Raw genomic sequence first — 25,200 nt, 5'->3', positions numbered from 1 at the left:
CTCAAGCTGCCGTATCGATCCCCAGATCGCTGAGCTTGCGATAGAGCGTCGAGCGCCCGATCCCCAGCCGCCGCGCGACTTCGCTCATGCGGCCGCGATAGTGGCCGATGGCGAGGCGGATGACGTCGGCTTCGATCTCTTCCAGCGGCCGCAAATTGCCGTCTGGCAAGTAAAGCGTGATACCGATCGCTTCGCCGTTGATCGCGACATCGCCTTCGCCCCCCGGCGTGCCGCCGCCGAGCGCGGCTTCGATTGCCTTGAGATCGGCGCTGGTCAGGACGTCGGTCTTGCTCGACGTCGCGGCGCGGAACAGCACGTCCTGCAACTGGCGGACATTGCCTGGCCAGGCATAAGCGGCGAGCAGGCGCAGCGCGTCGTCGGTGATGCCGATCGGCCCCATGCCGGGCAGGCCGCCGATGCGCGCGAGCAGATGGCGCGCGAGCGGGCCGACGTCGCCGCGGCGCTCCGAAAGCGAGGGCAAAGTGAATTGCGCGGTCGACAGCGCGTAGAAGAGGTCTTCGCGGAAATGCCCCGCCTCGATCAGCTTGTCGAGCGGGCTGGTGCTCGTTGCGATGATGCGGACATCGACGCTCTGGCGGATCGAGCCGCCGATCATCTGGACTTCGCCGCTGTTCAGGAATTCGACGAGCTTTGCCTGCGTTTCCAGCGGAATGCATTCGACATGGTCGATGATGATGCTGCCGCCGTCGGCCTGTACCAGGCGGCCGACCTGCCGGTCGAAGGCGCCGGGAAAGGCGCCGCGTTCGTGGCCGAACAGCCCCGATCCGATCAGCCCCGGCGACACCGCCGAGCAATCGACCATGACGAGCTGGCCGCGCGCGCGCGGCGATGCGCTGTGGATCGCGCGGGCAAAGACTTCCTTGCCGGTACCGGGCTTGCCGTTGATCATTACCGGGACGCGCGCGCGCGCGGCCTTGGCGGCGATGGCGAGCGCGCTGCGGAAATTGGGGCTCGACCCGATAATCTCCTCGAACGCCAGCGGGGCGCGGAGCTTTTCGGTGAGCGGGCGGAGTTCGCCTTGCGGGCCGTTCGGCGCGACGATGCGGTCGAGCGCGCCGAGCAGCCGGTCGGGGGCGATCGGCTTCTGCACGAAATCGCTCGCGCCCGCGCGCATTGACGCGACCGCGATCTCGACCCCGTTGCGCATCGTGATGACGATCAACGGCAGTGCCGGGCGCCAGCGGCGCAGTTCGGCGACGAATTCGGCGATCGGCATCCCCGGCGTGCCCTGGTCGACGAGCACGGCGTCGAGCGTCATCCCCTCCTGCGTGCCGAGCTTGGCGAGCGCGGTGTCGGTATCGCCCGCGACGACGCTGCGCCAGCCGCCGCGCGAGACCAGGGCCGACAGAAAGCGCTGCTGGGCAGGCTCGCTGTCGACGATCATCACCATTCGCGTGTCGCGCGCATTCGCCATCGTTCTGATTCTGCCCCCTTTTGGCGACATTTGCCATGCCGGATTCCGCGGTCGCGCCAAGTTGTAGCCGCTAGGGGTAAAAGGGGCATTAAGGCCGTTCGGCTTTTGCCGCAGTCCGATTTGACCAAAGTGTCCTTGAGCATCGGGGGCGGCGTGGCTAAGACCGGCGCGATATTTCGATTCTGGGCGCGCGGGCGCGTGCCTTTCGGACAGAATGGCAAAGGGGACAGGTCATGGCACAGCAGGAAATGAAAGCGGCGAACGAAACCTATGCGGGTTTCCTGAGCCTGTTCAAGGTCGGCGCAATCGCGAGTGCGGTCGTGGCGATCATCGTCGTCCTTCTGATCTCCTGACCGGCCCTCCGGCATGCGCATCGCCGTATTGAAGGAGCTCGCCCCCGGCGAGACCCGCGTCGCCGCGACTCCCGAAACCGTGAAGAAATTCATTGGGCTGGGTGCCGAACTTGCCGTCGAAAAGGGAGCGGGGGAGCAGGCGTCGATCGCCGACGCCGACTATGTCGCCGCAGGGGCCTCCGTTGGCAGCCGCGCCGAGGTGCTGAAGGGCGCGGGCATCATCCTCGCGGTTCAGGGACCCGACCCCGCGGGGCTGAAGGGCTTTGCCGACGGCGCCTGGCTCGCCGCCGGGCTCAACCCGTTCGGGGAGCGCGCGCGGGTCGACGACTATGCCAAGCTCGGCCTCGAAGCGCTGGCGATGGAATTCATGCCGCGCATCACGCGCGCGCAGTCGATGGACATCCTCTCCAGCCAGTCGAACCTCGCGGGCTACAAGGCGGTGCTGATGGCGGCGAACGCCTATGGCCGCGCTTTTCCGATGATGATGACCGCGGCGGGCACGGTCAGCGCCGCCAAGGCCTTCGTCATGGGGGTCGGCGTCGCCGGGCTGCAGGCGATCGCAACCGCGCGCCGCCTTGGCGCTCAGGTCAGCGCGACCGACGTGCGCGCGGCGACCAAGGAACAGATATTGTCGCTCGGCGCCAAGCCGATCTTCGTCGAGACGGTCGCGGGGATCGAGGGCGAAGGCACAGGCGGCTATGCTACCGAAATGTCCGACGAATATAAGGCGGCGCAGGCCGAACTCGTATCGTCGCATATCGCCAAGCAGGATATCGTCATCACCACCGCGCTGATCCCCGGGCGCCCCGCGCCACGGCTGATCTCCGACGCGCAGCTTGCGACGATGCGCAGCGGCAGCGTGATCGTCGATATGGCGGCCGAAAGCGGCGGCAATGTCGAAGGATCGGTGTCGGGCGAGGCGAAGAAGATTCACGGCGTCACCGTGATCGGCGCGAAGAATATCGCCGCGCTGATGCCCGCCGACACCAGCGCATTGTTCAGCCGCAACCTCTTCAACTTCCTCTCGGCCTTCTGGGACAAGGAACAGGGCAAGCCCGTGCTCGACGAGGAAATCGGCAATGCGGTGCGCCTGACGCAGGGCGGCAAGGTCGTCAACGAACGGCTGCTCGCCTGACCGGCGGCTAGCGGGAGATACGCAATGGACTTCATTTCCATCTTTTCGATTTTTCTTCTGGCCTGTTTCGTCGGCTATTTCGTCGTCTGGTCGGTGACCCCGGCGCTGCACACGCCGCTGATGAGCGTGACCAACGCGATTTCGTCGGTGATCATCGTCGGCGCGCTGATCGCCAGCGCAGCTGCGGGATCGGCGTCGTCGAAATGGCTCGGCCTCGCCGCGGTGGTGATGGCGAGCATCAACATCTTCGGCGGCTTTGCGGTCACCGAGCGCATGCTCGCGATGTACAAGAAGAAAGAGCGCTAAGGCGCTGGTTCATTCGTCACCCCGGCGCAGGCCGGGGTCTCGCCGACGAGGTCGAACGCGGCGATGATATCCTGGCCTTCGCCGGGATGACGGTCAGGGGGAAGAGTTTCACATGCACGAAGTAGCACCGATCAATCCCTGGGTGGCACTGGCCTATCTGGCCTCGGGCATCCTCTTCATCCTCGCGCTGCGCGGGCTTTCGAGTCCCGCCTCGTCGCGGCGCGGCAACCGTTACGGCATGATCGGCATGACCATCGCGGTCGTGACGACGCTGATCACCCATGCGCCGTGGAAAAGCGGCGATGCCGCGAACAGTTATGTCGGCATCGATGCCGTCGCGATGGCGGAGATATTGGGCGCGATCGCGATCGGCGCGATCATCGGCATCGTCATGGCACGGCGAATCGCGATGACCGCGATGCCGCAGCTTGTCGCGGCGTTCCACAGCCTCGTCGGCCTCGCCGCGGTGGCGGTGGCGGCGGCGGCCTATCTCAATCCCTCGGCCTTCCACATCGCCGATGCGGCGGGGCAGATCTTCACCGTCAGCCGCGTCGAAATGGGCCTCGGCATCGCGATCGGTGCGATCACCTTCTCGGGGAGCGTGATCGCTTTCCTCAAATTGAACGGCAACATGTCGGGTGCGCCGATCATGCTGCCCGGCCGCCATATCATCAACCTCGGCACGCTCGCGGCGATCATCGGCCTGATCGGCTATTTCCTGACCGACCAGTCGCCGGCCGTCTTCTGGACGATCACGGCCTTGAGCTTCCTGATCGGCTTCCTGCTGATCATTCCGATCGGCGGCGCCGATATGCCGGTCGTCGTGTCGATGCTCAACAGCTATTCGGGCTGGGCCGCGGCGGCGATGGGTTTCACCCTTGGCAACACCGCGATGATCATCACCGGCGCGCTCGTCGGCTCGTCGGGCGCGATCCTGTCCTACATCATGTGCCGCGCGATGAACCGCAGCTTCATCAGCGTGATCGCGGGCGGATTCGGCGCCGATGCGGCGGCGTCGGGCGGCGGGGCGAAGGAACAGCGCCCGTGGAAACCGGGCAGCGCCGACGACGCCGCTTTCCTGATGAGCCAGGCCGAGAATGTCATCATCGTTCCCGGATACGGCATGGCGGTGGCGCAGGCGCAGCACGCGCTGCGCGAAATGGCCGATGTGCTCAAGAAGGAAGGCGTCAACGTCAAATATGCGATCCATCCGGTCGCTGGGCGTATGCCGGGCCATATGAACGTGCTGCTCGCCGAGGCGAACGTCCCCTATGACGAAGTGTTCGAGCTGGAGGATATCAACGGCGAGTTCGCGCAGGCCGACGTCGCTTTCGTCATCGGCGCCAACGACGTGACCAACCCGGCGGCGAAGACCGACAAGACCTCGCCCATCTACGGCATGCCGGTGCTCGACGTCGAAAAGGCGAAGACGGTGCTGTTCGTGAAGCGCTCGATGGGCGGGGTCGGCTATGCCGGCGTCGACAACGACGTCTTCTATATGGACAACACCATGATGCTCCTCGGCGACGCCAAGAAGATGGCCGACGACATCGTCAAGGCGCTCAACGGCGGCGGGCACTAAGGGCCACGGCGGGATGGTCAAAAAGCGCTGGGTCGTCGGCGGCGTAGCTGCGGCCTCGGCGACGGGCGCGGCGATCTGGGCCGCGCCGCTGGCCGCCGACCCCGACGGCGTCAAGGATTGCGGCCCCGACGTCGCGAAGCTCGCTTTCGACAAGGCACAGGCCGATGCCGCCGCCGAGCCCGACTGGGCGCAGACGGGCGGCACGATCAACGATGAAAGCTGCCTCAACCGCACCGCGATCCGCGGCATCGTCGCGCCGGCGACCGAAGCGCAGCTTGCCGACGCACTCGCCTATGCGCGCGCGAACAAGCTGCCGGTGACCGCGGCGGGCGCCAAGCACAGCATGGGCGGGCAAGCCTTCGCCAAGGGCGGTGTGGTCGTCGACATGCGGCGGATGAACGCGGTTCGGCTCGACCGCGAGGCACGCATAATCACCGTCGGCGCGGGTGCGCGCTGGCACGATATCCAGAATAAGATCCATCCCGAGTTCGCGATCAAGGCGATGCAGTCGACCGACGTCTTTACCGTCGGCGGGTCGATCGCGGTCAACGCGCACGGCATGGACCACCGCGCCGGGGCGATGATGGGATCGATCCGCGCGCTGCGCGTGATGCTCGCCGACGGCCGCGTCGTCACCGCGTCGCGTGCGGAGAATCCCGATCTCTTTCGCCATGTCGTTGGCGGTTACGGCCTGTTCGGGATCGTCACCGAGGCGACGCTCGATGTGGTGCCGAACGACATCTACCGCTCGGCGCGCGCGGTAATCGCGACGAAGGATTTTCCGAAGACCTTCGCGGCGCTCGAGGCCGATCCCGAGGTCGGGCTCACCTACACCCATTTGTCGACCGCGCCGGGCAGTCTGCTCGAGGAAGCGCTCGTCTACAGCTATGCCAAAGTGCCCGACGAGGCGGGGCTGGAGCGCGCGCCCTTGTCGGAGGTCGGCGCGGTCAAGCTGCGCCGCCTGACGGTCAATATGTCGAAGCGCGCCGACTGGCTCAAATCGCTCAAATGGTGGACCGAGAAGAACGTCGAGCATCGCATCGAAAGCTGCACCGTGACGCGGGCGCAGGCGATGCAGGATGGCGAAGCGTGCCTCGTGTCGCGCAACGACCCGATGCATGACTCGGTGCCTTATCTCTATAACAAGCTGCGCGACGAGACCGACATCCTCCACGAATATTTCGTGCCGCGCGCGGCGCTGCTGCCGTTCGTCGCCGAGCTGCGCGGGGTGTTCAAGCGGCACAGGACCAATCTGCTCAACGCCTCGATCCGCGCAGTCGAAAAGGAAGAGAATGCGCTGAGCTACGCCCCCGAACGGGCGTTTTCGGTCGTTCTCTATATCAACCAGTCGGCCGATGCTGCGGGGAATGCGGAGATGGATCGGCTGACCCGCGAGTTGATCGACCTGACCGCGAAGCATGGCGGGCGCTTCTTTCTGCCCTATCAGCTTCATTATTCGGGCGAGCAGCTTCGGCGAGCCTATCCCGAGTTCGATGCGTTCGTTGCCGAGAAGAGGAAATGGGACCCGGAGGAGCTGTTCCGGAATAGTTGGTATGATCGTTACGCGCCTAGCGCGTAGCAACCGGAAAACAGGCCGCGGCGATCCGGCCCTCGATCACCAGCGGCGCCCCGTTCCGGTAGAGCCGCCACACGAACCCCCGATCGTCGGTCGCGACCGCTATCACCGCATTCTTGCGCACCGCGACGACGCGCCCGCCGGCATCGGCGATCGTGCGCAGTGCCTTGCCCGTGTCGCCGACCACCGCAACCTGCCGCCCCGACGGGCCGACGAAGGGCAGGGCGAGCATGATCGCTGCCCAGGCAAGCAGGGCAAGGACGGCGCCGATCAGCGTGCGTTTCATCAGTAATCGTAGATATGTTCGAGGGTCGCGCCCTCGGCGGGGAGCGCGGCGAGCCGAGCCGATAGCGCGGGCACCTTGACCAGATAGCCGCGCCGTTCCCAGCCCGGCCGGTCGCCGAGCGCCATCGTCAGCAGCGGCTTGCCCGCCGGCTTCGACGCGGGCGCGAGCACGGTGAGGAAGATATCGTCATTGCCCGCAATCTCGCGGAAGGTGATGCCCGCAGCGGCGATCTTCTGCGCGAGGTCGGTGAACTGGGCATAGCGCGGCGCGTCGACGATGGTGCCTTGCGCGCCGGACGAAATGACCTTCAGCCGCGGGTCGATCGCCGCGACCTGTTCGGGAGTCGCGTCCAGCACCAGCCGCATCCGCACCGCGTCGGCGCCGAGTGCGGTGCCGCTCGCCCAGCCGATGAGCTTTGCATAGCCCGTCTTCACCCCATATTCGAGGCTGAGCGCGACGCGCCGCTCGACCCCGCGCACCCCGCCGAAATCGGTGTGCCAGAGGCCGGTGAACGCCTGCCCGAAGGGAAAGCGATACCAGGGCGTTTCGTGCATGAAGGCGCCGTAACGCTGCTGTACCCCTGCGGCATAGCGATCCTCGGCGCTGCGATAGCCGCCGATCCATTCGAAGGCGCGACCGATCGTGTTTTCCCACGCCGCCTTCACCGCCATTTCGGCGCTGAAGCTGATCCCGATCGTATAGAGCATCACCTTCGCATCGCCCGCATCGCCGGGGTCGGCGGCGCGATTGAGCGCGCAATAGCTCGACCAGAAGCTGCCGATATCGCGGAAATAGCGATAGCTGCTTGGCGGTTTATCCCGAAGATGGCGGCCAAGGCTCTCGGCCGAATAGACGATGTGCCATTCGGGATAGGTCAGCAGCGTGCGCGCCTCGGGCCGCCGGTCGGCCGCGTTGGCGAGCAGCGGCCGGTAAGGTGCGGCGGCCTGCGCCGATGGCCCGCAGCCGAGTTCGATGTAGAGGATCGGCCAGAGGATCAGTGCGAAGATCAGCAGCGCCAGCGCGTAGCGCTTTTTGAAGCGACGCTTCTTCCGCTCGGTCACGCGGTCTTCCGCGCCATCGCATAGCCGACATACGCCGCCCAGCCGCCGAGAATCAGGTGCGGCAGATTGGCGAAGAAGCGGGTGATGAGCGGCAGATCGATGGGGCCATAGAGAAAGATGCCGCCGTCGAGATAGCCCATGCCGGTGATGAGCCCGAGCACCCCGTCGAGGAAATAGAGCGGGCCGAAGACCCGGAAATATTGTTCGGCGGCGCGGCGCGAATGCCAGGCGGCGATCCCGCCCCACAGGCCCGAGGCGAGGTGGAGCGCGTCGTCATAGAGATCGAGCTTGAACAGGCCGAAAAGATTGCCGTCGGCATCCTCGAACGCAGGGACATAGCCGACGATCACCACCGCGACGAGCGCGGCGAAATAGATCCAGCCCCATCTGCGTATCGGGTCCATCGCTTGGCTCCTCCTTCCGCGCGGCGCACGCCGTCCGCCCTTCGTCCCAGATGAACGATATTCGGCGCGGCGGGTCAAGCTGCGCCTCGACCGGGCGGCAACTTGCCGGTAAGGCAGGCAAAAATTCGAACCAGGGAAATGATCATATGCGCAAAATCGGCCTGATCGGCGGCATGAGCTGGGCCTCGACCGAGCTTTATTACCGTCATCTCAACAAGGGGGTGCAGAAGCGGATCGGGACGTCGTGCTCGGCGCCGATCCTGCTCGAAAGCCTCAACTATTGCGAACTTTCGCGCCTTTCGACCCCCGAGCAATGGGACCATGCGAAAGAGGTGCTGATCGCATCGGCGAAGCGGCTGGAGGATGCGGGCGCGACCGCGCTGATGATCGCGGCCAATTCGATGCACAAGGTCGCAGAGGATGTCGCGGCGGCGATCTCTATCCCGCTGCTCCACATCGTCGACGAGACGGGCGAGAAGATGAAGGCCGACGGGATCAGGTCGGCGGCGGTGATCGGCACCCGCAACGTGATGGCCGAACCCTGGTTCCGCCAGCGCCTCGTCCGCCACGGATTGACCCTCGCGCCCTATGACGCCTCGCGCGCCGAGGTGATCGACGATATCATCTATGACCAGCTCATGCAGGGCAAGGTGACCGAAGACGCGCGCCGCACGATGCGGACCTTCATCACCGACATCGCCAAGCAGGATGTGCAGGCGCTGGTGCTCGCCTGCACCGAACTGGTGATGCTGGTCGATCCGGACGCCAATGTCCTGCCGATCTACGACACGACGCGCATCCATGTTGCGGCGGGGGTGGACTGGATATTGGGGGATGCACCCTAACGGTTCCCCTCCCGCAGGCGGGAGGGGGAACTAGCTCACCCGCGTCCAGGTCACGGTGCGGCAGAAGACCGCGACGCAGCCCTTCATCGTGAGCTTGTTGCCGGCGACGCGCAGGTGCGCCTTGTAATAGCGGCCGTCCTCCGGACTATAGCCCTGACCGCGCCAGCCGTCGTCGGTGGGTACGAGATCCCAATAGATTTGCAGCCCGGTCACCGCGCGGCCGCGCTTCGCCTTGTCGGGGTTGCGCTCGTCGAGTTGGCCGCCCGCCGGCTGCTTGATCAGCAGGCGCTCGATCCGCCCGCACATCTTCGCGCCGCACGGCGCCATCGCGACGATGGCTTTCCCGTCGTCGGTCTTCCAGCGCCCACCGACCGACGCGGGCGCGGCGGCTACGGACGGAACGGCGACCAGGGCGCCAAGCGCCCATATCATTCTTTGAACCACTGCGACCTCTCCCCGGCTTATTAGCTACAGCCATGTCAGCAACCTGCTTGGCATCCGTCAAGTCTTGCCGCATGATCCCCCCAAACAAGGGAGAGACCTATGCGATTCCACGGCTTTTGCCACGCGGCGACGCTTGCCCTCGTCGCGGCTTTCATCGCCAGCCCGGCGGCGGCCAAGACGATCAGCGTCAGCGCCGATACGCCCGACGCCAATGAAAAGCTGCAGGAGGCGCTGATCCTCGCCGAGCCCGGCGACACGGTCGAACTCGGCGCAGGGGTATGGAAGCTGACCGACGGCCTGTCGCTCGACGTCGACAATGTCACCGTGCGCGGCGCGGGAACCAAGGACGGCGCGGGGTCGATCCTCGACTTTTCGGGTCAGCAGGGGGCGGGCGAGGGGCTGCTCGTCACCTCCGACGATGTTTTCCTCACCAATTTCGCGGTGCTCAACACGCGCGGCGATGGGATCAAGTCGAAGGGCGCCGACCGCATCGTCTATCACGAGCTTCGCGTCGAATGGACCGCCGGGCCGAAGGCGACCAACGGCGCTTATGGCGTCTATCCGGTCGAGAGCAGCGACGTGCTGATCGACAGCGTCTATGTCCGCGGCGCGTCCGACGCGGGCATCTATGTCGGCCAGTCGAGGAATATCGTCGTCCGCGATTCGATCGCGACCGAGAATGTCGCGGGGATCGAGATCGAAAACAGCTTCGACGCCGACGTCCACGACAATATCGCAACGAAGAATACCGGCGGCATATTGGTGTTCGACCTGCCGAACCTGCCGCAGCAGGGCGGGCACAATGTCCGGGTGTTCGAGAATATCGTCAATGACAACAGCACGCCGAATTTCGCGCCGAAGGGCAATATCGTCGCGAGCGTGCCGACCGGCACCGGGGTGCTGGTGATGGCGAACACCCATGTCGAGATATTCGGCAACGCTTTCGACCAGAACGGCACCGCCAATGTGATGATCGTCGGCTATCGCTACGATCAGAAGGACCCCAAATATCAGCCGCTGCCGAAAGCGATCGTCGTGCGCGACAATCAGCACGGCAAGGCGGGCTATGCCCCCGCCTTCGCTGGCGGTGCCGAGATCGCGGCGGCGCTGGGCGGCGCGATTCCGCCGATCCTGTGGGACGGCGCGGGCGACGCGGTGGTGCTCGACAAGGTCGGGGTGCTGTCGCTGGGCCTGCCCGACGTGACGACGCCGCAGAGCGAAGCGAAGCCGGTGCCCGCCGACCTGTCGAAGGGCACGCCGCCCGCGCCGCTCCCCGGCATCACGCTGCCCGAAGCCATGGAGGCGAAAGTCCGGTGAAACGCGCGGTCGCGGCGCTGGTGGCGGCGCTGCTTTGCGCGAGCGGCGCGAGCGGCGGGGCGCCGCCGCATGTCGATCAGGCGCTGATCGACGGCGACGCGATGCCGCCGAAGCTGTCGGCATTCGGGCTGTTCGCCGCGAACGATCCCGCGCGGCCGGTCGCAAGCTTCGCCTATACGCTGGAGACGCCGCTGTTCAGCGACTATGCCGAAAAGCATCGCTTCGTCTCGATCCCCGCGGGGCAGAAGGCGAAGGTGCGCGCGGACGGGACGATCGATTTTCCGGTCGGCACCGTCATCGTCAAGAGCTTCGGCTGGCCCGACTGGAACGGCGGGCGCCCGGTCGAGACGCGGCTTTTGATCCACCGCGCCAAGGGCTGGGTCGCGCTCCCCTATATCTGGGACGCCGACGGCAAGGACGCCTCGCTCGCCATCGCCGGGCGCCGCGTGCCGGTGACGTTCAAAAGCCCCGACGGCGAAATGCACAGCATCCAGTACGGCGTGCCCAACCGCAACCAGTGCAAGGAATGCCACAATCTGGCGGGAACGATCGAGCCGATCGGACCCAAGGCGCGCAACCTCGTGCTGCCGACGGCGATGAACGCGGATGCGAAGCGGCTCTATTTCGATAATCCCGAGGCGTTGAAGCCGGTCATGCCGCGCTGGGACGACCCGACGAGCGGCACGGTGCAGGATCGCGCCCGCGCCTATCTGGAGGCGAATTGCGCGCATTGCCACAACCCGCAAGGGAGCGCGTCGAACAGCGGCCTGTTCCTGCGCTGGAACGACCCGGTCGGGGTCAATTACGGTATCGGCAAGCGCCCCACGGCGGCGGGGCGCGGCAGCGGCGGGATGGACTTCGCGATTGCGCCGGGCAACCCCGATCACAGCTTCCTCATCTATCGCCTCGAAAGCCTCGACCCCGGGATCGCGATGCCCGAACTGGGACGCTCGACGGTGCACAAGGAGGGCGCGGCGCTGCTGCGGGAATGGATATCGGAGATGCCGAAAGGGGAGTGAGAGCAGGCGATCGGGCTTGAATGATATGGACCCAGCCCATATTCGTCATCCCGGCGAAGGCCGGGATCTCATCGTCGAGACCTGACGCGCCGTCGAGATCCCGGCCTTCGCCGGGATGACGCAACAAGCGGATGGTGCGCCGAACCTTATGACCTCTCTCGTCCTCCACGATTATTTCCGCTCCTCGGCCAGCTACCGCGTCCGCATCGCGCTGAACCTGAAAGGCCTCGCCTATGAGCGCGTCGAGGTCAGCCTGATCGCGGGCGAGCAGAAGAGCGACGAATATCTGGCGCAGAATGCGCAGGGCTTCGTGCCGATGCTGGTCGCCGATGGCGAGACGATCATCCAGAGCCTTGCGATCATCGACTGGCTCGACCGCGCGTTTCCCGAGCCGCGGCTGATCCCCGACGAAGCGATGCCGCGCGCGGTCGCGCTCGCGCAGGCCTATGTCGTCGCGTGCGACATCCATCCGCTCAACAATCTGCGCATCCTCAAATATCTGACCCGCGATCTGGGGCTGAACGAGCAGACCAAGGACCGCTGGATTCACGAATGGATATTGCAGGGCTTCGACGCGCTCGAAGCGATGGCGGGCGAAGGCAGATATCTCGGCGGAGATGCACCGGGGATCGCCGACTGCTGCCTCGTGCCGCAGATGTACAATGCGCGGCGTTTCGAAGTGCCGATAGATCATTATCCGCGCCTGATCGAGATCGACGCGGCGTGCATGGAGTTGGAGGCATTTCAACGCGCGCATCCCGATGCGGTGAAAGCGGCGTGATCCGCTTTCTGATCGGAGTCGCCGCGCTGGCGCTGCCGGCGACGGCGATGGCGCAGGACGTGGTGACCGATCAGACCGAGGATGATGTCACCTATTGCTGTATCCAATGGGCACCGGTGCCGCCGCAGGTGATCATCGTGAACGGAAGCGGTGCGCTCAGCCCGTCCGACAGCGACATTGTCCAGGCCGCGAGCCTGATTTCGAATCTCGACCTCGGCCTCGGCGCCCGCATCGAAAATCGTCTCCGCGACGAAGCGGGGATCGTCCAGTTCCGCCGCTCGGACGGGCGCACCGCGCATCCGACGAGCCAGGGGGTGACCTTGCGCGGGCTCGGCGGCAATGCGTCGAGCCGCGCGCTGGTCACGCTCGACGGGGTGCCGCAGGCCGATCCCTTTGGCGGCTGGGTCGCCTGGTCGGCCTATGACGCGATCAACCTCGGCGGCATCATCGTCACGCGCGGCGGCGGCAGCGGGGTCGACGGACCCGGCGCGCTTGCGGGGACGATCGGCCTCTATTCGACGATGACCGACGGCGCCGAAGCGAGCGCCGCCTATGGTAGCCGCGACAGCCTCGACTTTTCGGCCAGCGCGGGCGGCAATCTCGGCAATGGGCAGGTGGCAATTGACGGCCGCTACAGCCGCGGCGACGGCTTCGTTCCGATCGTGAAAGGCCAGCGCGGCGCGGTCGATCGCGCCGCGCCCTACGAGCAGGGCGGGCTCGGTATCCGCCTGCGCTTCGACGCCGGCGACGACAGCCGGATCGAGGCGAGCCTGCGCGGTTTTTCGGACCGTCGCGACCGCGGCACCGATTACACGACGAGCAAGTTCGACGGGATCGATGCCAGCCTGCGTTTCGTCCACGATCCGTGGGGTGCGACGCAATGGCTTGCGCTCGTCTATCTCCAGCTTCGCGATTTCGACAGCGGCTTCGCGAGCGTCGCGGCGGGGCGGAACAGCGTCGCGCCCGCGCTCTTCCAAAGCGTTCCCGCGACCGGGATCGGCGCGCGCGTCGAGGTACGGCCCGCGATCGGCGATGCCAATCCGCTCCGCGTCGGCGTCGACTGGCGCCGCACCACCGGCCGCACCGAAGAGGATTATTTCTTCTCCGGCACCACCCCGGGCCGCCACCGCATCGCCGGAGGCAGCAGCGACACGGTCGGCGCATTCGCCGAATGGACCTCGGGCGAAGCGGGCGACGGCCTGCTCTGGACCCTCGGGGGCCGCATCGACCGCTGGTGGCTCGGCACCGGCTATCGGCTCGAACGCAACATCGGCGGGTCGCTGATCACCGACCTCGATTTTCCAGCGCGAAGCGGCTGGGAAGGGAGCGGCCGCGCGGGCGTGCGCTGGACCTCGGGCGGCTTCGCGCTGCGCGCCGCGGCCTATCGCGGCTGGCGTCTGCCGACTCTCAACGAACTCTATCGCCCGTTCCGGGTAGGCGCTGATACGACCACCGCGAACGAATTGCTCAAACCCGAGCGGCTATGGGGCGGCGAGGTCGGCGCGGACTGGAGCCGCGACGGCACCAAGCTGTCGGTAACCTTCTTCGGCAACCGGCTCGAAAACGCGATCGCCAATGTGACGCTCGCGCCGAACCTCAGCCAGCGGCAAAATCTGAGTGCGATCGACAGCAAGGGGATCGAATTCGCCGCCGACCAGCAGCTCGGCCCGGTGGCGCTGCGCGCGACCTGGGCCTTTACCGATGCGAAGGTCGATGCTGCGGGCGCTGCGGCGAGCCTCGATGGCCGCCGCCCGGCGCAGATCGCGAAGAACAGCGGCAGCGTGTCGCTGCGATCGACCGCGAGCGGCCCGTTCGGCGGTTTTGCGACCTTGCGCTATATCGGCAAGCAGAATGAGGACGATCTCGGGCTTCAGGTGCTGGACGACGCGCTGACGCTCGATGCGGGCCTGTCGTGGCGCGTCACCGATGCGGTCAGCATCGAGGCGCGGGGCGAGAATCTGACCAACACCCTCGTGCCCGCGGCGATCTCGTCGGCGGGGATCGTCGAGCGTGCGACGCCGCGCACGCTCTGGATCGGCGCGCGGCTCGGCTTCTGAAGGCTTCACAGCGCGAAATCAGGCGATAGGATGGAGCGCACCGGGACCAGCGTTGGGGATTTTGAAGGCATGGCCGCGAAAAAGCTGAATCTCGACAATTTCCTGCCTTACCGCCTGTCGATCGCGTCGAACACGCTGTCGAGCCGGATCGCCGCCGAATATCAGAACCGCTTCGGGCTCAAGATTCCCGAGTGGCGGCTGATGGCGGTGCTCGGCGAAGGCAAGCCCAAGACGCAGCGCGAACTCGTCGCCGCGACGCGGATGGACAAGGTGACGGTCAACCGCGCGGCCAAGGCGCTCGCCGACCGCCATCTCATCGCGCGCCAGGCGCACGAGGCCGACGGGCGTTCGCACCATCTGGAACTGACCGATACCGGCCGCTCGCTCTACGACGCCATCGTGCCCGCAGCGCTCGCCAGCGAAGCGCAGCTCGAATCGAACCTCAGCGGCAGCGAGCGCGCGACGCTGATGGCGATCCTGGCGAAGCTGACCGCGGCCGCCGAAGACTATGGCTGACCGCGTCTATCGCGCGGCGCCGCCGGAGACATTGCGCATCGAGGCGCTCGGCGAGCTGACCGTGCTGTTCGACCGCCGATCGATGCAGACGCATCTGATGACCCAGCTGATGCCCGAGATATTGGCCGTGATGGCCGGCGACCCCTGCAATGCGGCGACGGTTGCCGAGCGGCTGGCGGCGCGCTTCGACCTGGGCGGCGACGGCGATCCAACGCCACTCCTTGCCGAACGGCTGGCCGAACTCGCGGCGATGGGACTGGTGGCGGAGGCGTGAGGCACAGCACGCGCATCGCGGTCGGCCCGGTCCAGTTTCGCATCGGCAGCGACTGGCGCGCGCCGGTCGCGGCGCTCGACCGGCTCTATGCGAGCTATCCGCAGGACGACGCGCGGCCTGCCGATGCGACGGTGCGGCTGTTTGCGGCGCGCCCGTGGCGGCGCTGGCTGCGCCCCTCGGTGCAGATCGGCGGCGATTTCGTGATTCCCGACGCGCTGCCGCTGCCGCTCTCGATGGGGCTGCTCGCCGCCGAAATGGGAATGAATTTGCAGGTCGCGCTCGGCTGGCGGCGGCATCTGCTGCTTCACGCGAGCGCCGTCGCGCGCGACGGGCGTGCGGTGATCATGTCGGGCGAGTCGGGGTCGGGCAAATCGACGCTGGCGGCACTGCTCGGCGAGGATGGCTGGCGGCTGATGGGCGACGAGTTCACGCTGATCGACCCGGCGGGCGGCGACGCGCTGGCGTTCCCGCGCGCGGTCAGCCTCAAGAATGCGGCGATCGCCGAGGTCGCGGCGCGGGTCGATGCTGCACGGCTCGGCCCGCTGCTCGCGGGAACGCCGAAGGGCGATATCCGCCATCTGATCCCGCGCCCCGACGCCATCGCCGCGATGCACGAGCCCGCTCGCCCGGTGCTGCTGCTCTTTCCGCGCTTCGGCGGGGAGGCGGCGATCGAGCCGATGGGCGAGGGTGAGGCCTTCGTGCGTCTGACCGAAGCCTCGACCAACTATGTCGCGCTCGGCGAAGCGGGTTTCGCAGCGCTGACGCGGCTGGTGCGCGGAACGCCGGCGTTCGGTATTTCCTACCCCGACAGCGCGACCGGCATGGCGCTGGTCGAGCAGCTTTTCGCCGAGTCCGTCCGATGAGCGCGACCCGCGCCCTCGTCGACCTGCTCGCCGGGCGGCGCGAGGCTGCGTCGCTGGCGCCACGCGAATGGGACGGCGTGATCTCGGTCGCGCGGGCGGAGGCGATGCTGGCGACGCTCGCGCATCGTTTGGACGGCGCGGATCTGCCGCCCGCCGTCGCCGCGCTGTTCGCCGACCAGCGCGCGGCGGCGGCGGTCGCGCAGGCGCAGTCTTTGTGGGAAGCTGAAATGGCGCGCCGCGCGCTTGCGAGCGAGCGCATCGAGTTCGTGCTGCTCAAGGGCACCGCCTATGCCGCCGCGGGCCTGTCGTGCGCCGAGGGGCGGCAGATCGGCGACCTCGACATCCTCGTCCTCGTCAGCGACATCGGCCGCGCGGAGAATGAACTGCTCGAGGCGGGGTGGGAGTGGGTCAAGTCCGACCCCTATGACGACGCCTATTACCGCGAGCATATGCACGAGCTGCCGCCGCTGATCCACAAGGCGCGCGACCGGATGATCGACGTCCATCACACGATCCTGCCCCAGACCCACCGCATCGCGCCCGATGCCCTGTCGCTCGTCAGCGATGCGGTGATGACCGGGAACGGCTTTGCGGTGCTGTGCCCGACCGACATGGCCTGTCACTGCGCCGCGCATCTGCTCGCCGATGGCGATCTGCAGGGCGGGCTTCGCAATTTGTGGGATTTTCATTCCCTGACGCGCGATTTCGCCGCGGCCGATCCCGGTTTCTGGGGCGAGCTCGATGCCCGCGCCGACCGGCATGGTCTTCACGCGCCAGTGCATCGGGCGGCGAGGCTGGCGCGCGACCTTTACGGTTCGGCGCTGCCTTCGGGGTGGGACAGGCACGACCCCGCTGACCTATGGTTCAGGCGCCGCCTGCTCGCGCGCGACGACTGGGGTCATGCGACGCATTTCGCGCTCCAGCAGGCCTTCTACATCCGTTCGCACTGGCTTCGGATGCCGCCGCTGATGCTGTCGCGGCATTTGTGGACGAAGTGGCGGAAGCGCTAAAGCCCCGAGAGCAGCGGCACCAGCTCGTCATAATGGTCGATGACATGATCGGCGCCCAGTTTCTCGGCCGGCCGGTCGAGGAAGCCGAAGCGGACAACGATGCTGGTCACGTTGGCATTTTTGGCTGCCGTGACGTCAAAGATGCTGTCGCCGACGAACGCGGCGCGGCCGCCGCCGCTCTGCTCGATCATCGCCAGAATCGGTTCGGCGGCGGGTTTGCGGACGGCAAGCGTGTCACCGCCGACGATCGCGGCCATGCGATCCGCGAGGCCCAGTTCCCCGAGGAGTTTTCGCGCCATTCCCTCGGCCTTGTTGGTGGCGACCGCGGTACGGACGCCGAGCGCATCGAGCCGGTCGAGCGCGGCGGTCAGGCCAGGAAAAGGCCGGCTGTGTACGGCGATATGCGCTTCATAATAGCGCAGCAGGTCGGGATAGAGCCGCTCCACGACACCCTCCTCCGCGCCGCCGGTCGCGCGGAGCCCCTGTTCGAGCATATGCTTCGCGCCGAGCCCGATCATCGGCCGCACCTCCGCCTCGCTCAGCGGCGCGCGGTCGATCAGCGACAGCGTGTGATTCACGGCAGCGGTCAGGTCGGCGGCGGTATCGACGAGCGTGCCGTCGAGGTCGAAGCCAAGGATGCGGAAAGGGAAATCGCTCATATCGGTCCGCATGGCGCGATGTGCTGGAATCCGCAATGATTTGCTGGCATGGCGCGCGACATGACCAAGCAGATCGCCGCCATCATCCTCGCCGCGGGCAAGGGCACCCGCATGAAGTCCGACCTCCACAAGGTGCTGCACCCGATCGCCGGCCGGCCGATGCTGCTCCACCTGATGGCGAGCGTCGATGCGCTGACTCCTGCGAAGAAGGTCGTCGTCGTCGGCGACAAGGCCGACCAGATCGAGGCCGCGCTGGCGGGCAGCGCCGCGCTTGCAGTACAGGAGCCGCAACTCGGCACCGGTCATGCCGTGCAGCAGGCCGAGAGCGCGCTTGCGGGTTTCGACGGCGATGTGCTGATCCTCTATGGCGACGTGCCTTTCGTTCCGGCCGCGACGATGCAGGCGATGATCGAACGGCTCGGCGCCCCCGATGCCCCCGCGGTCGTCGTGCTCGCGTTTGAGCCCGCCGATCCGCTGCAATATGGCCGCGTAATCACCGAAGGTGATCGCGTCGTGAAGATGGTCGAACACAAGGATGCGACCGAGGCCGAGCGCGCGGTGCGGCTGTGCAATTCGGGGCTGATGGCGGCGAAGGCGCGCGACCTGTTCGCGCTGCTCGCGCGCGTGACCGACGATAATGCGGCGAAGGAATATTATCTCGTCGATATCGTCAACATCGCCAACGCCGACGGCCGGTCTTGCGCGGTCGTCAAGACCGACCCCGACGACGTCGCCGGCATCAACAGCCGCGCCGAACTCGCGGCTGCCGAAGCGCAGTGGCAGGCGTTCAAGCGCGAGGAAGCGATGGCGGGCGGCGCCTCGCTGCGCGCGCCCGATACCGTCTGGTTCTCGTGGGATACCGAACTCGGCCGCGACGTGACGATCGAGCCCAACGTCTTCTTCGGCCCCGGCGTGACGGTCGCCGACAGGGTGACGATCCGCGCCAACTGCCATATCGAAGGCGCGGCGATCGGCGAAGGCTGCGAGGTCGGTCCCTTCGCGCGCCTCCGCCCCGGCACCGTGCTGGGCGAGAAAGCGAAGATCGGCAATTTCGTCGAGACCAAGAAAGCCGTGCTCGGCAAGGGCGCCAAGGCCAACCACCTCACTTATCTGGGCGACGTCAGCGTCGGCGCGGGGGCGAATATCGGCGCGGGGATGATTACCTGCAACTACGACGGCTATTTCAAATATAGGACCGAGATCGGCGACAATGCCTTCATCGGGTCGAACAGCGCGCTCGTCGCGCCGGTGAAGATCGGTCGCGACGCGATCGTCGGCGCGGGCAGCACGGTAACCGCCGACGTGATGGACGGCGAGCTTCGCCTCGTCCGCGCCGAGCAGTCGGTGAAACCCGGCTGGGCCGACCGCTTCCACGACGCGATGCGCAAGAAGAAGGCGGCGGAGGCGAAGAAATGAGCGACCGCTACGACGACAAGCCTTTCCTGCGCTATGTCGATGCCTGGGTGCTGAACGCGATCGGCCATCTCGACGAGCCGACGCGCGCCTATTGCGTGGCGATGGAGCCGACGCTGCGCCAGAGCCTGGGGCAGACCGGAAGCTGGACCGAGATCGTCGCGAAGCAGATGAAGTTCCCGCCCGAATTGCCCGCGCAGATCCGCAGGATCTGGGAAGAGGGCAAGCTGCGGTTCGAGGCCGGTAACGGTCGCCCCGCCGACCCTGCGCAATTCGCGATGACCTTCGTCGACCGCAATTTCGGGCGCGTCTGAGATGGTGACCGTCAGGTCTGTCCAGCGCGCCGACTACGACCGCTGGCTGCCGCTATGGGACGGCTACAACGCCTTTTACGGCCGCATCGGCGCGGCTGCGCTGGCGCCCGAAATCACCGCCGCGACATGGGAGCGCTTCTTCGATCCCTATGAGCCGATGTTCGCGCTCGTCGCCGAGCAGGGCGACGCGCTTCTTGGCCTGACGCATTATCTGTTCCACCGCAGCACCACGGCGTTACTGCCGTCGCTCTATTTGCAGGACCTGTTCACCACCGTCGATGCGCGCGGAAAGGGCGTCGGCCGCGCGCTGATCGAGGCGGTCTATGCCGCGGCACGCGGGCAGGGGCTGTCGCGCGTCTATTGGCAGACGCACGAGACGAACGCGACCGCGATGAAACTCTATGATCGGATCGCCGAAAAGCCGGGCTTTCTCGTTTATCGGAAGCTCTTCGATTGACATGATATCATGATATGATATCGGTATATCATGACTCGCATTCTCGCCGACCTTCCCGATGAGGACATCAAGTGGCTCGACCAGCTCGCCGCCGAGCAGGGCAAGTCGCGCGCGTCGATCCTGCGCGAGGCGGTGGCATCCTATCGTGCGGAAGCGCCCAATGACTGGCTGGAGGTCGGGTTCGGGGCGTGGAAGGATCGCACCGATATCGGCGATGCGGTCGAATGGCAGCGGCGCGAACGCGCTTCCTGGACGCGGCCCTGGGACTCCGATTATGAGGAGGTTCGCGCCGAATTTCCCGACCTGTTCGACGAACAGGACGACCGCGAGCATGAAATCCATAAAGCCTGGGCGGCCGAGCATGGGATTGAATTGGGCCAAGCCTATCCCGAACTTGCCGTAGCGAGGGAGACGTCCGGCAAGGCCAGTGCGAACCCGAAGAAGAAAAAAGCGGGCAAGTGAGCGGTTTCACCTTCGACAGCAATATATTGATCGATGTGCTGCGCGGCTTTCCCCAACCGCGCAGCGAAATCGAGCGCGCCCTTCAGCGCGGCCGCCTGTGGGTCAGCCGAATGGTATGGATCGATGTCATGTCCAAGGGCCAAGGGGAGGGGCTGCGCCGCGCCCAGATATTGCTGTCCGGTTTTGGCATCGATGAAGTCGATGAGGAAATTGCCGGGCGTGCGGCGGCCTTGCGCCGCGACCGGCCCGGACTGAAATCGCCCGACGCCATCATCCTTGCCACCGCCCAGTCGCGCGGGCGCGTGCTCGTTACCCGAAATGCAAAGGATTTCCCGGCGTCGATGCCGGGCATCCGTGTCCCCTATACGCTCTAGAAGAAAGCCCATCCCCCATGTGCGGAATCATCGGAATTATCGGCAAGACCCAGGTCGCGGATCGCCTCGTCGACGGGCTGCGGCGCATGGAATATCGCGGCTATGACTCGGCGGGCGTCTGCACGGTCGACGGCGACCGGCTCATCCGCCGCCGCGCCGAGGGGAAGCTGAATAATCTCGTCAAGGAACTCGCGGGCAATCCCGCGCCCGGCACCGTCGGCATCGCGCACACGCGCTGGGCGACGCACGGCGCGCCGACGACGAGCAACGCGCATCCGCACGCGACCGGCGAAATCGCGCTCGTCCACAACGGCATCATCGAGAATTTCAAGCCGCTACGCGAAGCGCTGCAGGCGCGCGGCCGCCGCTTCGAGAGCGAGACCGATACCGAGGTTGTCGCGCACCTCGTCTCCGAACAGGTCGAGGCGGGTCAGTCGCCCGAGGATGCGGTCAAGGCGGTGCTGCCGCAGCTTCGCGGCGCCTTCGCGCTCGCGATTGCGTTCCGCCAGCATCCCGACCTGCTGATCGGCGCACGGCTCGGCTCGCCGCTCGTCGTTGGCTATGGGGAAGGGGAGACCTATCTCGGTTCCGACGCGCTTGCACTCGCGCCGCTCACGCAGAAGATCGCCTATCTGGAGGAGGGCGACTGGGTCGTCATCACCCGCGATGGCGCGCAGATTTTCGATAGTGAAAATAATCCCGTAGAGCGTGACGTTACGACGTCGGGCGTCACCGCCGCGGCGGTCGAGAAGGGCAATTACCGCCACTTCATGCAGAAGGAGATTTTCGAGCAGCCGACGGTGGTCGCGCAGACGCTCTCCTCCTACATCCGCCCGCTCGAACAGACGGTGGCGCTGCCGCAGATGGACTTCGACCTGTCGAAGATCGAACGCATCACCATCGTCGCGTGCGGCACCAGCTTCTACGCCGGGATGGTCGCCAAATATTGGTTCGAGACCTTCGCGCGCGTCCCGGTCGACATCGATGTCGCGTCGGAATTCCGCTATCGCGACCCGGTGCTCCAGCCGGGCGGGCTCGCGCTTTTCATCTCGCAGTCGGGCGAGACTGCCGACACGCTCGCGGCGCTGCGCCATTGCAAGGCGAACGGGCAGACAATCGCGGTCGTCGTCAACGTACCGACCAGCAGCATGGCGCGCGAGGCCGACCTGTTGCTCCCGACCCATGCCGGGCCGGAGATCGGCGTCGCCTCGACCAAGGCCTTCACTTGCCAGCTCGCGGTGCTCGCGGCGCTCGCCGCACACCTCGCGCTCAAGAAAGGCAAGCTCAGCGAGGCCGAAGAGCGCGAAATCGTCCGCCACCTGATCGAGGCGCCCGCCGCGCTGAACGCCGCGCTTGCGCACGACGAGGAGATTGCGAAGATGGCGCACCTCGTCGCTCCGGCGCGCGACGTGCTCTATCTGGGGCGCGGCCCCGACTATCCGCTCGCGCTCGAGGGTGCGCTGAAGCTCAAGGAAATCAGCTATATCCACGCCGAAGGCTATGCCTCGGGCGAAATGAAGCATGGACCGATCGCGTTGATCGACGAGGCGGTGCCGGTGATCGTCCTCGCGCCGAGCGGCCCGCTGTTCGAAAAGACCGTCAGCAACATGCAGGAGGTGATGGCGCGCGGCGGCAAGATCGTGCTGATCAGCGACGCCGAGGGTCTCGCCGAAGCCGGCGAGGGCTGCATGGCGACGATCGAGATGCCGAAGGTCCACCCGCTGATCGCCCCGCTCGTCTATGCGGTGCCGGTGCAGTTGCTCGCCTATCATGTCGCGGTTGCGAAGGGCACCGACGTCGACCAGCCGCGCAATCTCGCGAAATCGGTGACGGTGGAGTGAGTGCGGACGCTGCGCTCCCCTTTCAGGCGGTATTTCGTCAGAACGATGCGGAGGCGGCGCGGGGCAAATATCTCGCACGTCTGTTCGGCATTTTTTCTGAAACGCTGGTCGATCTCTGGTGTCGGGATGCTCGCTCTCCCTATGAGAATCTGGGGCGGCCGACGGTGCATCATGACGGAAAGCGGCACACGCTTGATTTCCTCTTTCGCGACCGGCGCACCGGGCGAATCCACGTCGTCGAACAGAAATGCGAGATCGAATATCAGGGCTATCGCTATCTGACCCTGACCGAACCGCGGCAGCTCGACCATCATCGCAAACCGGCCTTTGCCGCCTTTCTCGCTGCGGCGCGGGGCGAGCGCCTGCAGGTGACGCTGAAAGGGACGGCGCAGCCCGTCGATGGCGCCATCCTGATCTGGGGCGCGGTCGATGCCAGAGGTCGCGCCAGCACGCTGGCGGAAACGGGCCTCGACGATATCGTGGCGCTGGCGGACGTCATTGCCGATCTGCAGGCGTGGCGACCCGAGGCCTATGTCGCCCTCATCAAGCAGCGCCGGAAATGGGCGGGCGAGCTGTTCGATTTCCTCGATAGGCGGTGCTGATGACCCCCGCTGCCATCATCTTCGACTTCGACGGCGTCATCGCCGACAGCGAGGTGCGCGCGAACCGGACGCTCGCCGAAAGCCTGACCGCGATCGGGCTGCCCACGACCTATGAGGAGTGCCTGCGCGACTATTGCGGACATAATTGGCAGGAGACCGAGCGGCGGATCGTCCAGCGTTTCGGGCGTCCGCTACCCGCCGATTTTCGCGAACAGCATCGTGCGCGGGCGCAGATCCGGTTCGCCGAGGGATTTTCGCCGGTCCCTGGCGCGCCGGAATTTCTCGACACGCTCGGCGACCGGCCGCGCGCGATCGCGTCGTCGAGCAGCCCCGCCTATATCGCGGCGTCGCTCGATCGCTTCGGGCTCGCGCATCATTTCGGGCGGCATGTCTACAGCGCCGACGGCTGGGAGCGCGGCAAACCGCACCCCGACATCTACCTCGCCGCCGCGAAGGGGCTTGGCCTCGATCCCGCGGCCTGCCTCGCGATCGAGGACTCGCCGATCGGCGCCCGTGCGGCGCTCGCGGCGGGAATGACGGTGATCGGTTTCTGCGGCGCGGGGCATATCCTCGACCGCATCGCGCATGGTGCGAAGCTTCGCGAGGTCGGCGTGCATCAGGTTGCGCATAGCTACGATGAGGTTCTGCTCCATCGTTGAGGTCCATTCTTTCGTCATTCCCACGAAAGCGGGAACCCAGTAGCGGCGCTGGCCCGCTGGGTTCCCGCTTTCGCGGGAATGACGAAGTGGAGGACGCGCGCCGGGCCTTTCCTATTATTCCCCGCCGTGCTTAGTTGTGCTCGTGTTGATTGGCATTGCCAACGCGATTCCAGTGTGAAGTTGCGCAGTTTTCCGCGCCTTTCCCCGAATCGCCCTTTGCCGCAGCGGCTTTTGGCATGGCGGAGCGCATCAATGCCGGAAAGAGGAGAAAGCCCATGTGCGACGACATCACCGAAGCCGATCTGGATCGCGCCGGCATCCCCGTTCGCCGCCGCGATTTCGGGGCGCTGGTCGGCGCGGGCGCGATCGCCTCGATCCTGCCCGCCGCGGCCTGCGCCGCCGGGCCGGTCAAGGGCCGTGATGTGGAGATCAAGACCGCCGACGGGACCGTCGATGCGTATTTCGTCGCGCCGGCCGAGGGCAAGCATCCCGGCGTGCTGATCTGGCCCGACATTCGCGGCCTGCGCCCTGCCTTTCGTCAGATGGCCGAGCGGCTGGCGGGCGAGGGCTATGCGGTGCTGTGCGTGAACCCCTTCTATCGCTGGGCCAAAGCGCCGGTCGTCCATGCCGGGCATGACTTCGACGATCCGGGGGTGCGCGAGACGCTGTTCGGCTACCTCAAGCAATTGAACCGCACGCTCGTGCAGACCGACGCCAAAGCGCATCTCGCCTTCCTCGACGCGCAGGCCGAGGTCGATACCGCGAAAGGGCTTGGCACAGCGGGCTATTGCATGGGCGGGCCGATGGTCATCTATACCGCGGCGCTGAACCCGGCGCGGGTCAAGGCGGCGGCGAGTTTTCACGGCGCGGCGGTCGGCACCGACAAGCCCGACAGCCCGCATCTGCTGATCCCGGAAACGCAGGCGGGTTTCCTCTTCGCCATCGCCGACAATGACGATCAGAAGGACCCGGAAGAAAAGAACCGGCTCAAGACCGTGCTCGACCCGCGCCCGGAATGGCACGAGGTCGAGGTCTACAAGGGCGCGATGCACGGCTGGTGCCCGCCCGACGGCCGCGCCTATGACGAGGCGGCGGCGGAGAAAGCGTGGGGACGGATGCTCGAACTGTTCAAGGCGAGCCTCTGACGTCATCTAT

General features: G+C 66.3%; 29 protein-coding genes. 23 read left to right on the top strand and 6 right to left on the bottom strand.

Going from position 1 to position 25,200, the window contains the following annotated elements:
- Position 1: 1 nt before the first annotated feature.
- The gene (locus ACVENA_RS10160; RefSeq protein WP_449328685.1) at positions 2 to 1,435 is read right to left on the bottom strand and encodes a sigma-54-dependent transcriptional regulator; all 1,434 of its coding nucleotides are present in this window, start codon (positions 1,433 to 1,435) and stop codon (positions 2 to 4) included.
- A gap of 233 nt (positions 1,436 to 1,668) precedes the next feature.
- On the opposite strand from ACVENA_RS10160, the gene ACVENA_RS10155 reads away from it, so the two are divergent.
- From ACVENA_RS10155 to ACVENA_RS10135, 5 genes are all read left to right on the top strand, one after another.
- Positions 1,669 to 1,788, top strand: a complete 120-nt coding sequence (locus ACVENA_RS10155) for an aa3-type cytochrome c oxidase subunit IV (protein WP_449328684.1) — start codon at positions 1,669 to 1,671, stop codon at positions 1,786 to 1,788.
- A 13-nt stretch (positions 1,789 to 1,801) separates the two neighbouring features.
- Complete coding sequence (locus ACVENA_RS10150; RefSeq protein ID WP_449328683.1) at positions 1,802 to 2,923, top strand: NAD(P) transhydrogenase subunit alpha; 1,122 nt, start codon at positions 1,802 to 1,804, stop codon at positions 2,921 to 2,923.
- Between the two features lie 24 nt (positions 2,924 to 2,947).
- Positions 2,948 to 3,229, top strand: coding sequence for a proton-translocating transhydrogenase family protein (locus ACVENA_RS10145; RefSeq protein ID WP_257550601.1), 282 nt, complete (start codon positions 2,948 to 2,950; stop codon positions 3,227 to 3,229).
- A gap of 112 nt (positions 3,230 to 3,341) precedes the next feature.
- Positions 3,342 to 4,811, top strand: a complete 1,470-nt coding sequence (locus ACVENA_RS10140) for an NAD(P)(+) transhydrogenase (Re/Si-specific) subunit beta (RefSeq protein WP_449328682.1) — start codon at positions 3,342 to 3,344, stop codon at positions 4,809 to 4,811.
- Between the two features lie 13 nt (positions 4,812 to 4,824).
- A complete protein-coding gene (locus ACVENA_RS10135) occupies positions 4,825 to 6,390 on the top strand; it encodes an FAD-binding oxidoreductase (protein ID WP_449328681.1) in 1,566 nt (521 codons plus the stop codon).
- Here the strand turns inward: ACVENA_RS10135 and ACVENA_RS10130 are convergent.
- Genes ACVENA_RS10130 through ACVENA_RS10120 form a run of 3 tightly spaced genes read right to left on the bottom strand, consistent with a single transcriptional unit; the run spans position 6,380 to position 8,138 of the window.
- A complete protein-coding gene (locus ACVENA_RS10130) occupies positions 6,380 to 6,673 on the bottom strand; it encodes a hypothetical protein (RefSeq protein WP_257550597.1) in 294 nt (97 codons plus the stop codon). The two genes, ACVENA_RS10135 and ACVENA_RS10130, sit on opposite strands and share 11 nt — an antisense overlap.
- Complete coding sequence (locus tag ACVENA_RS10125) at positions 6,673 to 7,734, bottom strand: hypothetical protein (protein ID WP_449328680.1); 1,062 nt, start codon at positions 7,732 to 7,734, stop codon at positions 6,673 to 6,675. Before ACVENA_RS10125 ends, ACVENA_RS10130 begins: the two co-directional genes overlap by 1 nt.
- Positions 7,731 to 8,138, bottom strand: a complete 408-nt coding sequence (locus ACVENA_RS10120; RefSeq protein ID WP_257550593.1) for a DUF4383 domain-containing protein — start codon at positions 8,136 to 8,138, stop codon at positions 7,731 to 7,733. The genes ACVENA_RS10125 and ACVENA_RS10120 overlap by 4 nt, the downstream gene beginning before the upstream one ends.
- Before the next feature lie 146 nt (positions 8,139 to 8,284).
- On the opposite strand from ACVENA_RS10120, the gene ACVENA_RS10115 reads away from it, so the two are divergent.
- Positions 8,285 to 8,983, top strand: coding sequence for an aspartate/glutamate racemase family protein (locus tag ACVENA_RS10115; RefSeq protein ID WP_257550591.1), 699 nt, complete (start codon positions 8,285 to 8,287; stop codon positions 8,981 to 8,983).
- 30 nt (positions 8,984 to 9,013) lie between these two features.
- Here ACVENA_RS10115 and ACVENA_RS10110 read toward each other — a convergent pair whose 3' ends face one another.
- Positions 9,014 to 9,415 (bottom strand): DUF2147 domain-containing protein, encoded by a 402-nt coding sequence (locus ACVENA_RS10110; RefSeq protein ID WP_257550588.1) that lies wholly within the window; start codon positions 9,413 to 9,415, stop codon positions 9,014 to 9,016.
- A gap of 111 nt (positions 9,416 to 9,526) precedes the next feature.
- Here ACVENA_RS10110 and ACVENA_RS10105 point away from each other — a divergent pair, with 111 nt between their 5' ends.
- The 8 genes from ACVENA_RS10105 (at position 9,527) to ACVENA_RS10070 (ending at position 17,264) form a co-directional block, all read left to right on the top strand.
- Positions 9,527 to 10,744 carry a parallel beta-helix domain-containing protein gene (locus tag ACVENA_RS10105; RefSeq protein ID WP_257550586.1) on the top strand — a complete coding sequence of 406 codons (1,218 nt, stop codon included), beginning with the start codon at positions 9,527 to 9,529 and terminating at the stop codon, positions 10,742 to 10,744.
- Positions 10,741 to 11,763, top strand: a complete 1,023-nt coding sequence (locus ACVENA_RS10100) for an SO2930 family diheme c-type cytochrome (protein ID WP_257550584.1) — start codon at positions 10,741 to 10,743, stop codon at positions 11,761 to 11,763. The genes ACVENA_RS10105 and ACVENA_RS10100 overlap by 4 nt, the downstream gene beginning before the upstream one ends.
- Positions 11,764 to 11,911: 148 nt before the next feature.
- Complete coding sequence (gene maiA / locus ACVENA_RS10095) at positions 11,912 to 12,544, top strand: maleylacetoacetate isomerase (RefSeq protein WP_257550582.1); 633 nt, start codon at positions 11,912 to 11,914, stop codon at positions 12,542 to 12,544.
- Positions 12,541 to 14,601: a TonB-dependent receptor gene (locus ACVENA_RS10090; protein WP_449328679.1), complete on the top strand. Its 2,061-nt coding sequence runs from the start codon at positions 12,541 to 12,543 to the stop codon at positions 14,599 to 14,601. The genes maiA and ACVENA_RS10090 overlap by 4 nt, the downstream gene beginning before the upstream one ends.
- A 69-nt stretch (positions 14,602 to 14,670) precedes the next feature.
- Positions 14,671 to 15,117, top strand: a complete 447-nt coding sequence (locus ACVENA_RS10085) for a MarR family winged helix-turn-helix transcriptional regulator (RefSeq protein ID WP_257550578.1) — start codon at positions 14,671 to 14,673, stop codon at positions 15,115 to 15,117.
- Complete coding sequence (locus ACVENA_RS10080) at positions 15,110 to 15,391, top strand: HPr-rel-A system PqqD family peptide chaperone (protein WP_449328678.1); 282 nt, start codon at positions 15,110 to 15,112, stop codon at positions 15,389 to 15,391. The genes ACVENA_RS10085 and ACVENA_RS10080 overlap by 8 nt, the downstream gene beginning before the upstream one ends.
- A complete protein-coding gene (locus ACVENA_RS10075; protein ID WP_449328677.1) occupies positions 15,388 to 16,254 on the top strand; it encodes an HprK-related kinase A in 867 nt (288 codons plus the stop codon). Before ACVENA_RS10080 ends, ACVENA_RS10075 begins: the two co-directional genes overlap by 4 nt.
- Positions 16,251 to 17,264, top strand: coding sequence for a nucleotidyltransferase domain-containing protein (locus ACVENA_RS10070; RefSeq protein ID WP_449328676.1), 1,014 nt, complete (start codon positions 16,251 to 16,253; stop codon positions 17,262 to 17,264). The genes ACVENA_RS10075 and ACVENA_RS10070 overlap by 4 nt, the downstream gene beginning before the upstream one ends.
- Here ACVENA_RS10070 and ACVENA_RS10065 read toward each other — a convergent pair.
- Entirely contained in the window at positions 17,261 to 17,923 is a 663-nt protein-coding gene (locus tag ACVENA_RS10065; RefSeq protein ID WP_449328675.1) for an HAD-IA family hydrolase, read from the bottom strand. The two genes, ACVENA_RS10070 and ACVENA_RS10065, sit on opposite strands and share 4 nt — an antisense overlap.
- Before the next feature lie 60 nt (positions 17,924 to 17,983).
- Between ACVENA_RS10065 and glmU the strand changes: the two genes are divergently transcribed.
- The 9 genes from glmU (at position 17,984) to ACVENA_RS10020 (ending at position 25,190) form a co-directional block, all read left to right on the top strand.
- Positions 17,984 to 19,339 (top strand): bifunctional UDP-N-acetylglucosamine diphosphorylase/glucosamine-1-phosphate N-acetyltransferase GlmU, encoded by a 1,356-nt coding sequence (glmU, locus tag ACVENA_RS10060; RefSeq protein WP_449328674.1) that lies wholly within the window; start codon positions 17,984 to 17,986, stop codon positions 19,337 to 19,339.
- Entirely contained in the window at positions 19,336 to 19,650 is a 315-nt protein-coding gene (locus ACVENA_RS10055) for a hypothetical protein (RefSeq protein ID WP_257550563.1), read from the top strand. Before glmU ends, ACVENA_RS10055 begins: the two co-directional genes overlap by 4 nt.
- Before the next feature lies 1 nt (position 19,651).
- Positions 19,652 to 20,107 carry an N-acetyltransferase family protein gene (locus ACVENA_RS10050; RefSeq protein WP_449328673.1) on the top strand — a complete coding sequence of 152 codons (456 nt, stop codon included), beginning with the start codon at positions 19,652 to 19,654 and terminating at the stop codon, positions 20,105 to 20,107.
- A gap of 30 nt (positions 20,108 to 20,137) precedes the next feature.
- Positions 20,138 to 20,569: a ribbon-helix-helix domain-containing protein gene (locus ACVENA_RS10045; protein WP_257550559.1), complete on the top strand. Its 432-nt coding sequence runs from the start codon at positions 20,138 to 20,140 to the stop codon at positions 20,567 to 20,569.
- Positions 20,566 to 20,943 carry a PIN domain-containing protein gene (locus ACVENA_RS10040; RefSeq protein ID WP_449328672.1) on the top strand — a complete coding sequence of 126 codons (378 nt, stop codon included), beginning with the start codon at positions 20,566 to 20,568 and terminating at the stop codon, positions 20,941 to 20,943. The genes ACVENA_RS10045 and ACVENA_RS10040 overlap by 4 nt, the downstream gene beginning before the upstream one ends.
- A gap of 17 nt (positions 20,944 to 20,960) precedes the next feature.
- Positions 20,961 to 22,784 (top strand): glutamine--fructose-6-phosphate transaminase (isomerizing), encoded by a 1,824-nt coding sequence (gene glmS / locus ACVENA_RS10035; protein WP_449328671.1) that lies wholly within the window; start codon positions 20,961 to 20,963, stop codon positions 22,782 to 22,784.
- Positions 22,781 to 23,386 carry a hypothetical protein gene (locus ACVENA_RS10030; RefSeq protein WP_257550553.1) on the top strand — a complete coding sequence of 202 codons (606 nt, stop codon included), beginning with the start codon at positions 22,781 to 22,783 and terminating at the stop codon, positions 23,384 to 23,386. Before glmS ends, ACVENA_RS10030 begins: the two co-directional genes overlap by 4 nt.
- Complete coding sequence (locus tag ACVENA_RS10025) at positions 23,386 to 24,045, top strand: HAD family hydrolase (protein ID WP_449328670.1); 660 nt, start codon at positions 23,386 to 23,388, stop codon at positions 24,043 to 24,045. Before ACVENA_RS10030 ends, ACVENA_RS10025 begins: the two co-directional genes overlap by 1 nt.
- Before the next feature lie 275 nt (positions 24,046 to 24,320).
- Positions 24,321 to 25,190, top strand: a complete 870-nt coding sequence (locus ACVENA_RS10020; protein ID WP_449328669.1) for a dienelactone hydrolase family protein — start codon at positions 24,321 to 24,323, stop codon at positions 25,188 to 25,190.
- Positions 25,191 to 25,200 lie beyond the last annotated feature (10 nt).

Source organism: Sphingopyxis sp. 550A (assembly GCF_053569535.1).
Note: the sequence above shows the minus strand (reverse complement) of the source record. Positions and strands in the feature narration are given on the sequence as shown.

Excerpts from the sequence above, each read along its gene's own strand:
- ACVENA_RS10160 (WP_449328685.1), bottom strand. The coding sequence starts at position 1,435 with ATGGCGAATGCGCGCGACACGCGAATGGTGATGATCGTCGACAGCGAG.
- ACVENA_RS10155 (WP_449328684.1), top strand. The coding sequence starts at position 1,669 with ATGGCACAGCAGGAAATGAAAGCGGCGAACGAAACCTATGCGGGTTTC.
- ACVENA_RS10150 (WP_449328683.1), top strand. The coding sequence starts at position 1,802 with ATGCGCATCGCCGTATTGAAGGAGCTCGCCCCCGGCGAGACCCGCGTC.
- ACVENA_RS10145 (WP_257550601.1), top strand. The coding sequence starts at position 2,948 with ATGGACTTCATTTCCATCTTTTCGATTTTTCTTCTGGCCTGTTTCGTC.
- ACVENA_RS10140 (WP_449328682.1), top strand. The coding sequence starts at position 3,342 with ATGCACGAAGTAGCACCGATCAATCCCTGGGTGGCACTGGCCTATCTG.
- ACVENA_RS10135 (WP_449328681.1), top strand. The coding sequence starts at position 4,825 with ATGGTCAAAAAGCGCTGGGTCGTCGGCGGCGTAGCTGCGGCCTCGGCG.
- ACVENA_RS10130 (WP_257550597.1), bottom strand. The coding sequence starts at position 6,673 with ATGAAACGCACGCTGATCGGCGCCGTCCTTGCCCTGCTTGCCTGGGCA.
- ACVENA_RS10120 (WP_257550593.1), bottom strand. The coding sequence starts at position 8,138 with ATGGACCCGATACGCAGATGGGGCTGGATCTATTTCGCCGCGCTCGTC.
- ACVENA_RS10115 (WP_257550591.1), top strand. The coding sequence starts at position 8,285 with ATGCGCAAAATCGGCCTGATCGGCGGCATGAGCTGGGCCTCGACCGAG.
- ACVENA_RS10110 (WP_257550588.1), bottom strand. The coding sequence starts at position 9,415 with ATGATATGGGCGCTTGGCGCCCTGGTCGCCGTTCCGTCCGTAGCCGCC.
- ACVENA_RS10105 (WP_257550586.1), top strand. The coding sequence starts at position 9,527 with ATGCGATTCCACGGCTTTTGCCACGCGGCGACGCTTGCCCTCGTCGCG.
- maiA (WP_257550582.1), top strand. The coding sequence starts at position 11,912 with ATGACCTCTCTCGTCCTCCACGATTATTTCCGCTCCTCGGCCAGCTAC.
- ACVENA_RS10085 (WP_257550578.1), top strand. The coding sequence starts at position 14,671 with ATGGCCGCGAAAAAGCTGAATCTCGACAATTTCCTGCCTTACCGCCTG.
- ACVENA_RS10080 (WP_449328678.1), top strand. The coding sequence starts at position 15,110 with ATGGCTGACCGCGTCTATCGCGCGGCGCCGCCGGAGACATTGCGCATC.
- ACVENA_RS10070 (WP_449328676.1), top strand. The coding sequence starts at position 16,251 with ATGAGCGCGACCCGCGCCCTCGTCGACCTGCTCGCCGGGCGGCGCGAG.
- ACVENA_RS10065 (WP_449328675.1), bottom strand. The coding sequence starts at position 17,923 with ATGAGCGATTTCCCTTTCCGCATCCTTGGCTTCGACCTCGACGGCACG.
- glmU (WP_449328674.1), top strand. The coding sequence starts at position 17,984 with ATGACCAAGCAGATCGCCGCCATCATCCTCGCCGCGGGCAAGGGCACC.
- ACVENA_RS10055 (WP_257550563.1), top strand. The coding sequence starts at position 19,336 with ATGAGCGACCGCTACGACGACAAGCCTTTCCTGCGCTATGTCGATGCC.
- ACVENA_RS10050 (WP_449328673.1), top strand. The coding sequence starts at position 19,652 with ATGGTGACCGTCAGGTCTGTCCAGCGCGCCGACTACGACCGCTGGCTG.
- ACVENA_RS10045 (WP_257550559.1), top strand. The coding sequence starts at position 20,138 with ATGACTCGCATTCTCGCCGACCTTCCCGATGAGGACATCAAGTGGCTC.
- glmS (WP_449328671.1), top strand. The coding sequence starts at position 20,961 with ATGTGCGGAATCATCGGAATTATCGGCAAGACCCAGGTCGCGGATCGC.
- ACVENA_RS10025 (WP_449328670.1), top strand. The coding sequence starts at position 23,386 with ATGACCCCCGCTGCCATCATCTTCGACTTCGACGGCGTCATCGCCGAC.
- ACVENA_RS10020 (WP_449328669.1), top strand. The coding sequence starts at position 24,321 with ATGTGCGACGACATCACCGAAGCCGATCTGGATCGCGCCGGCATCCCC.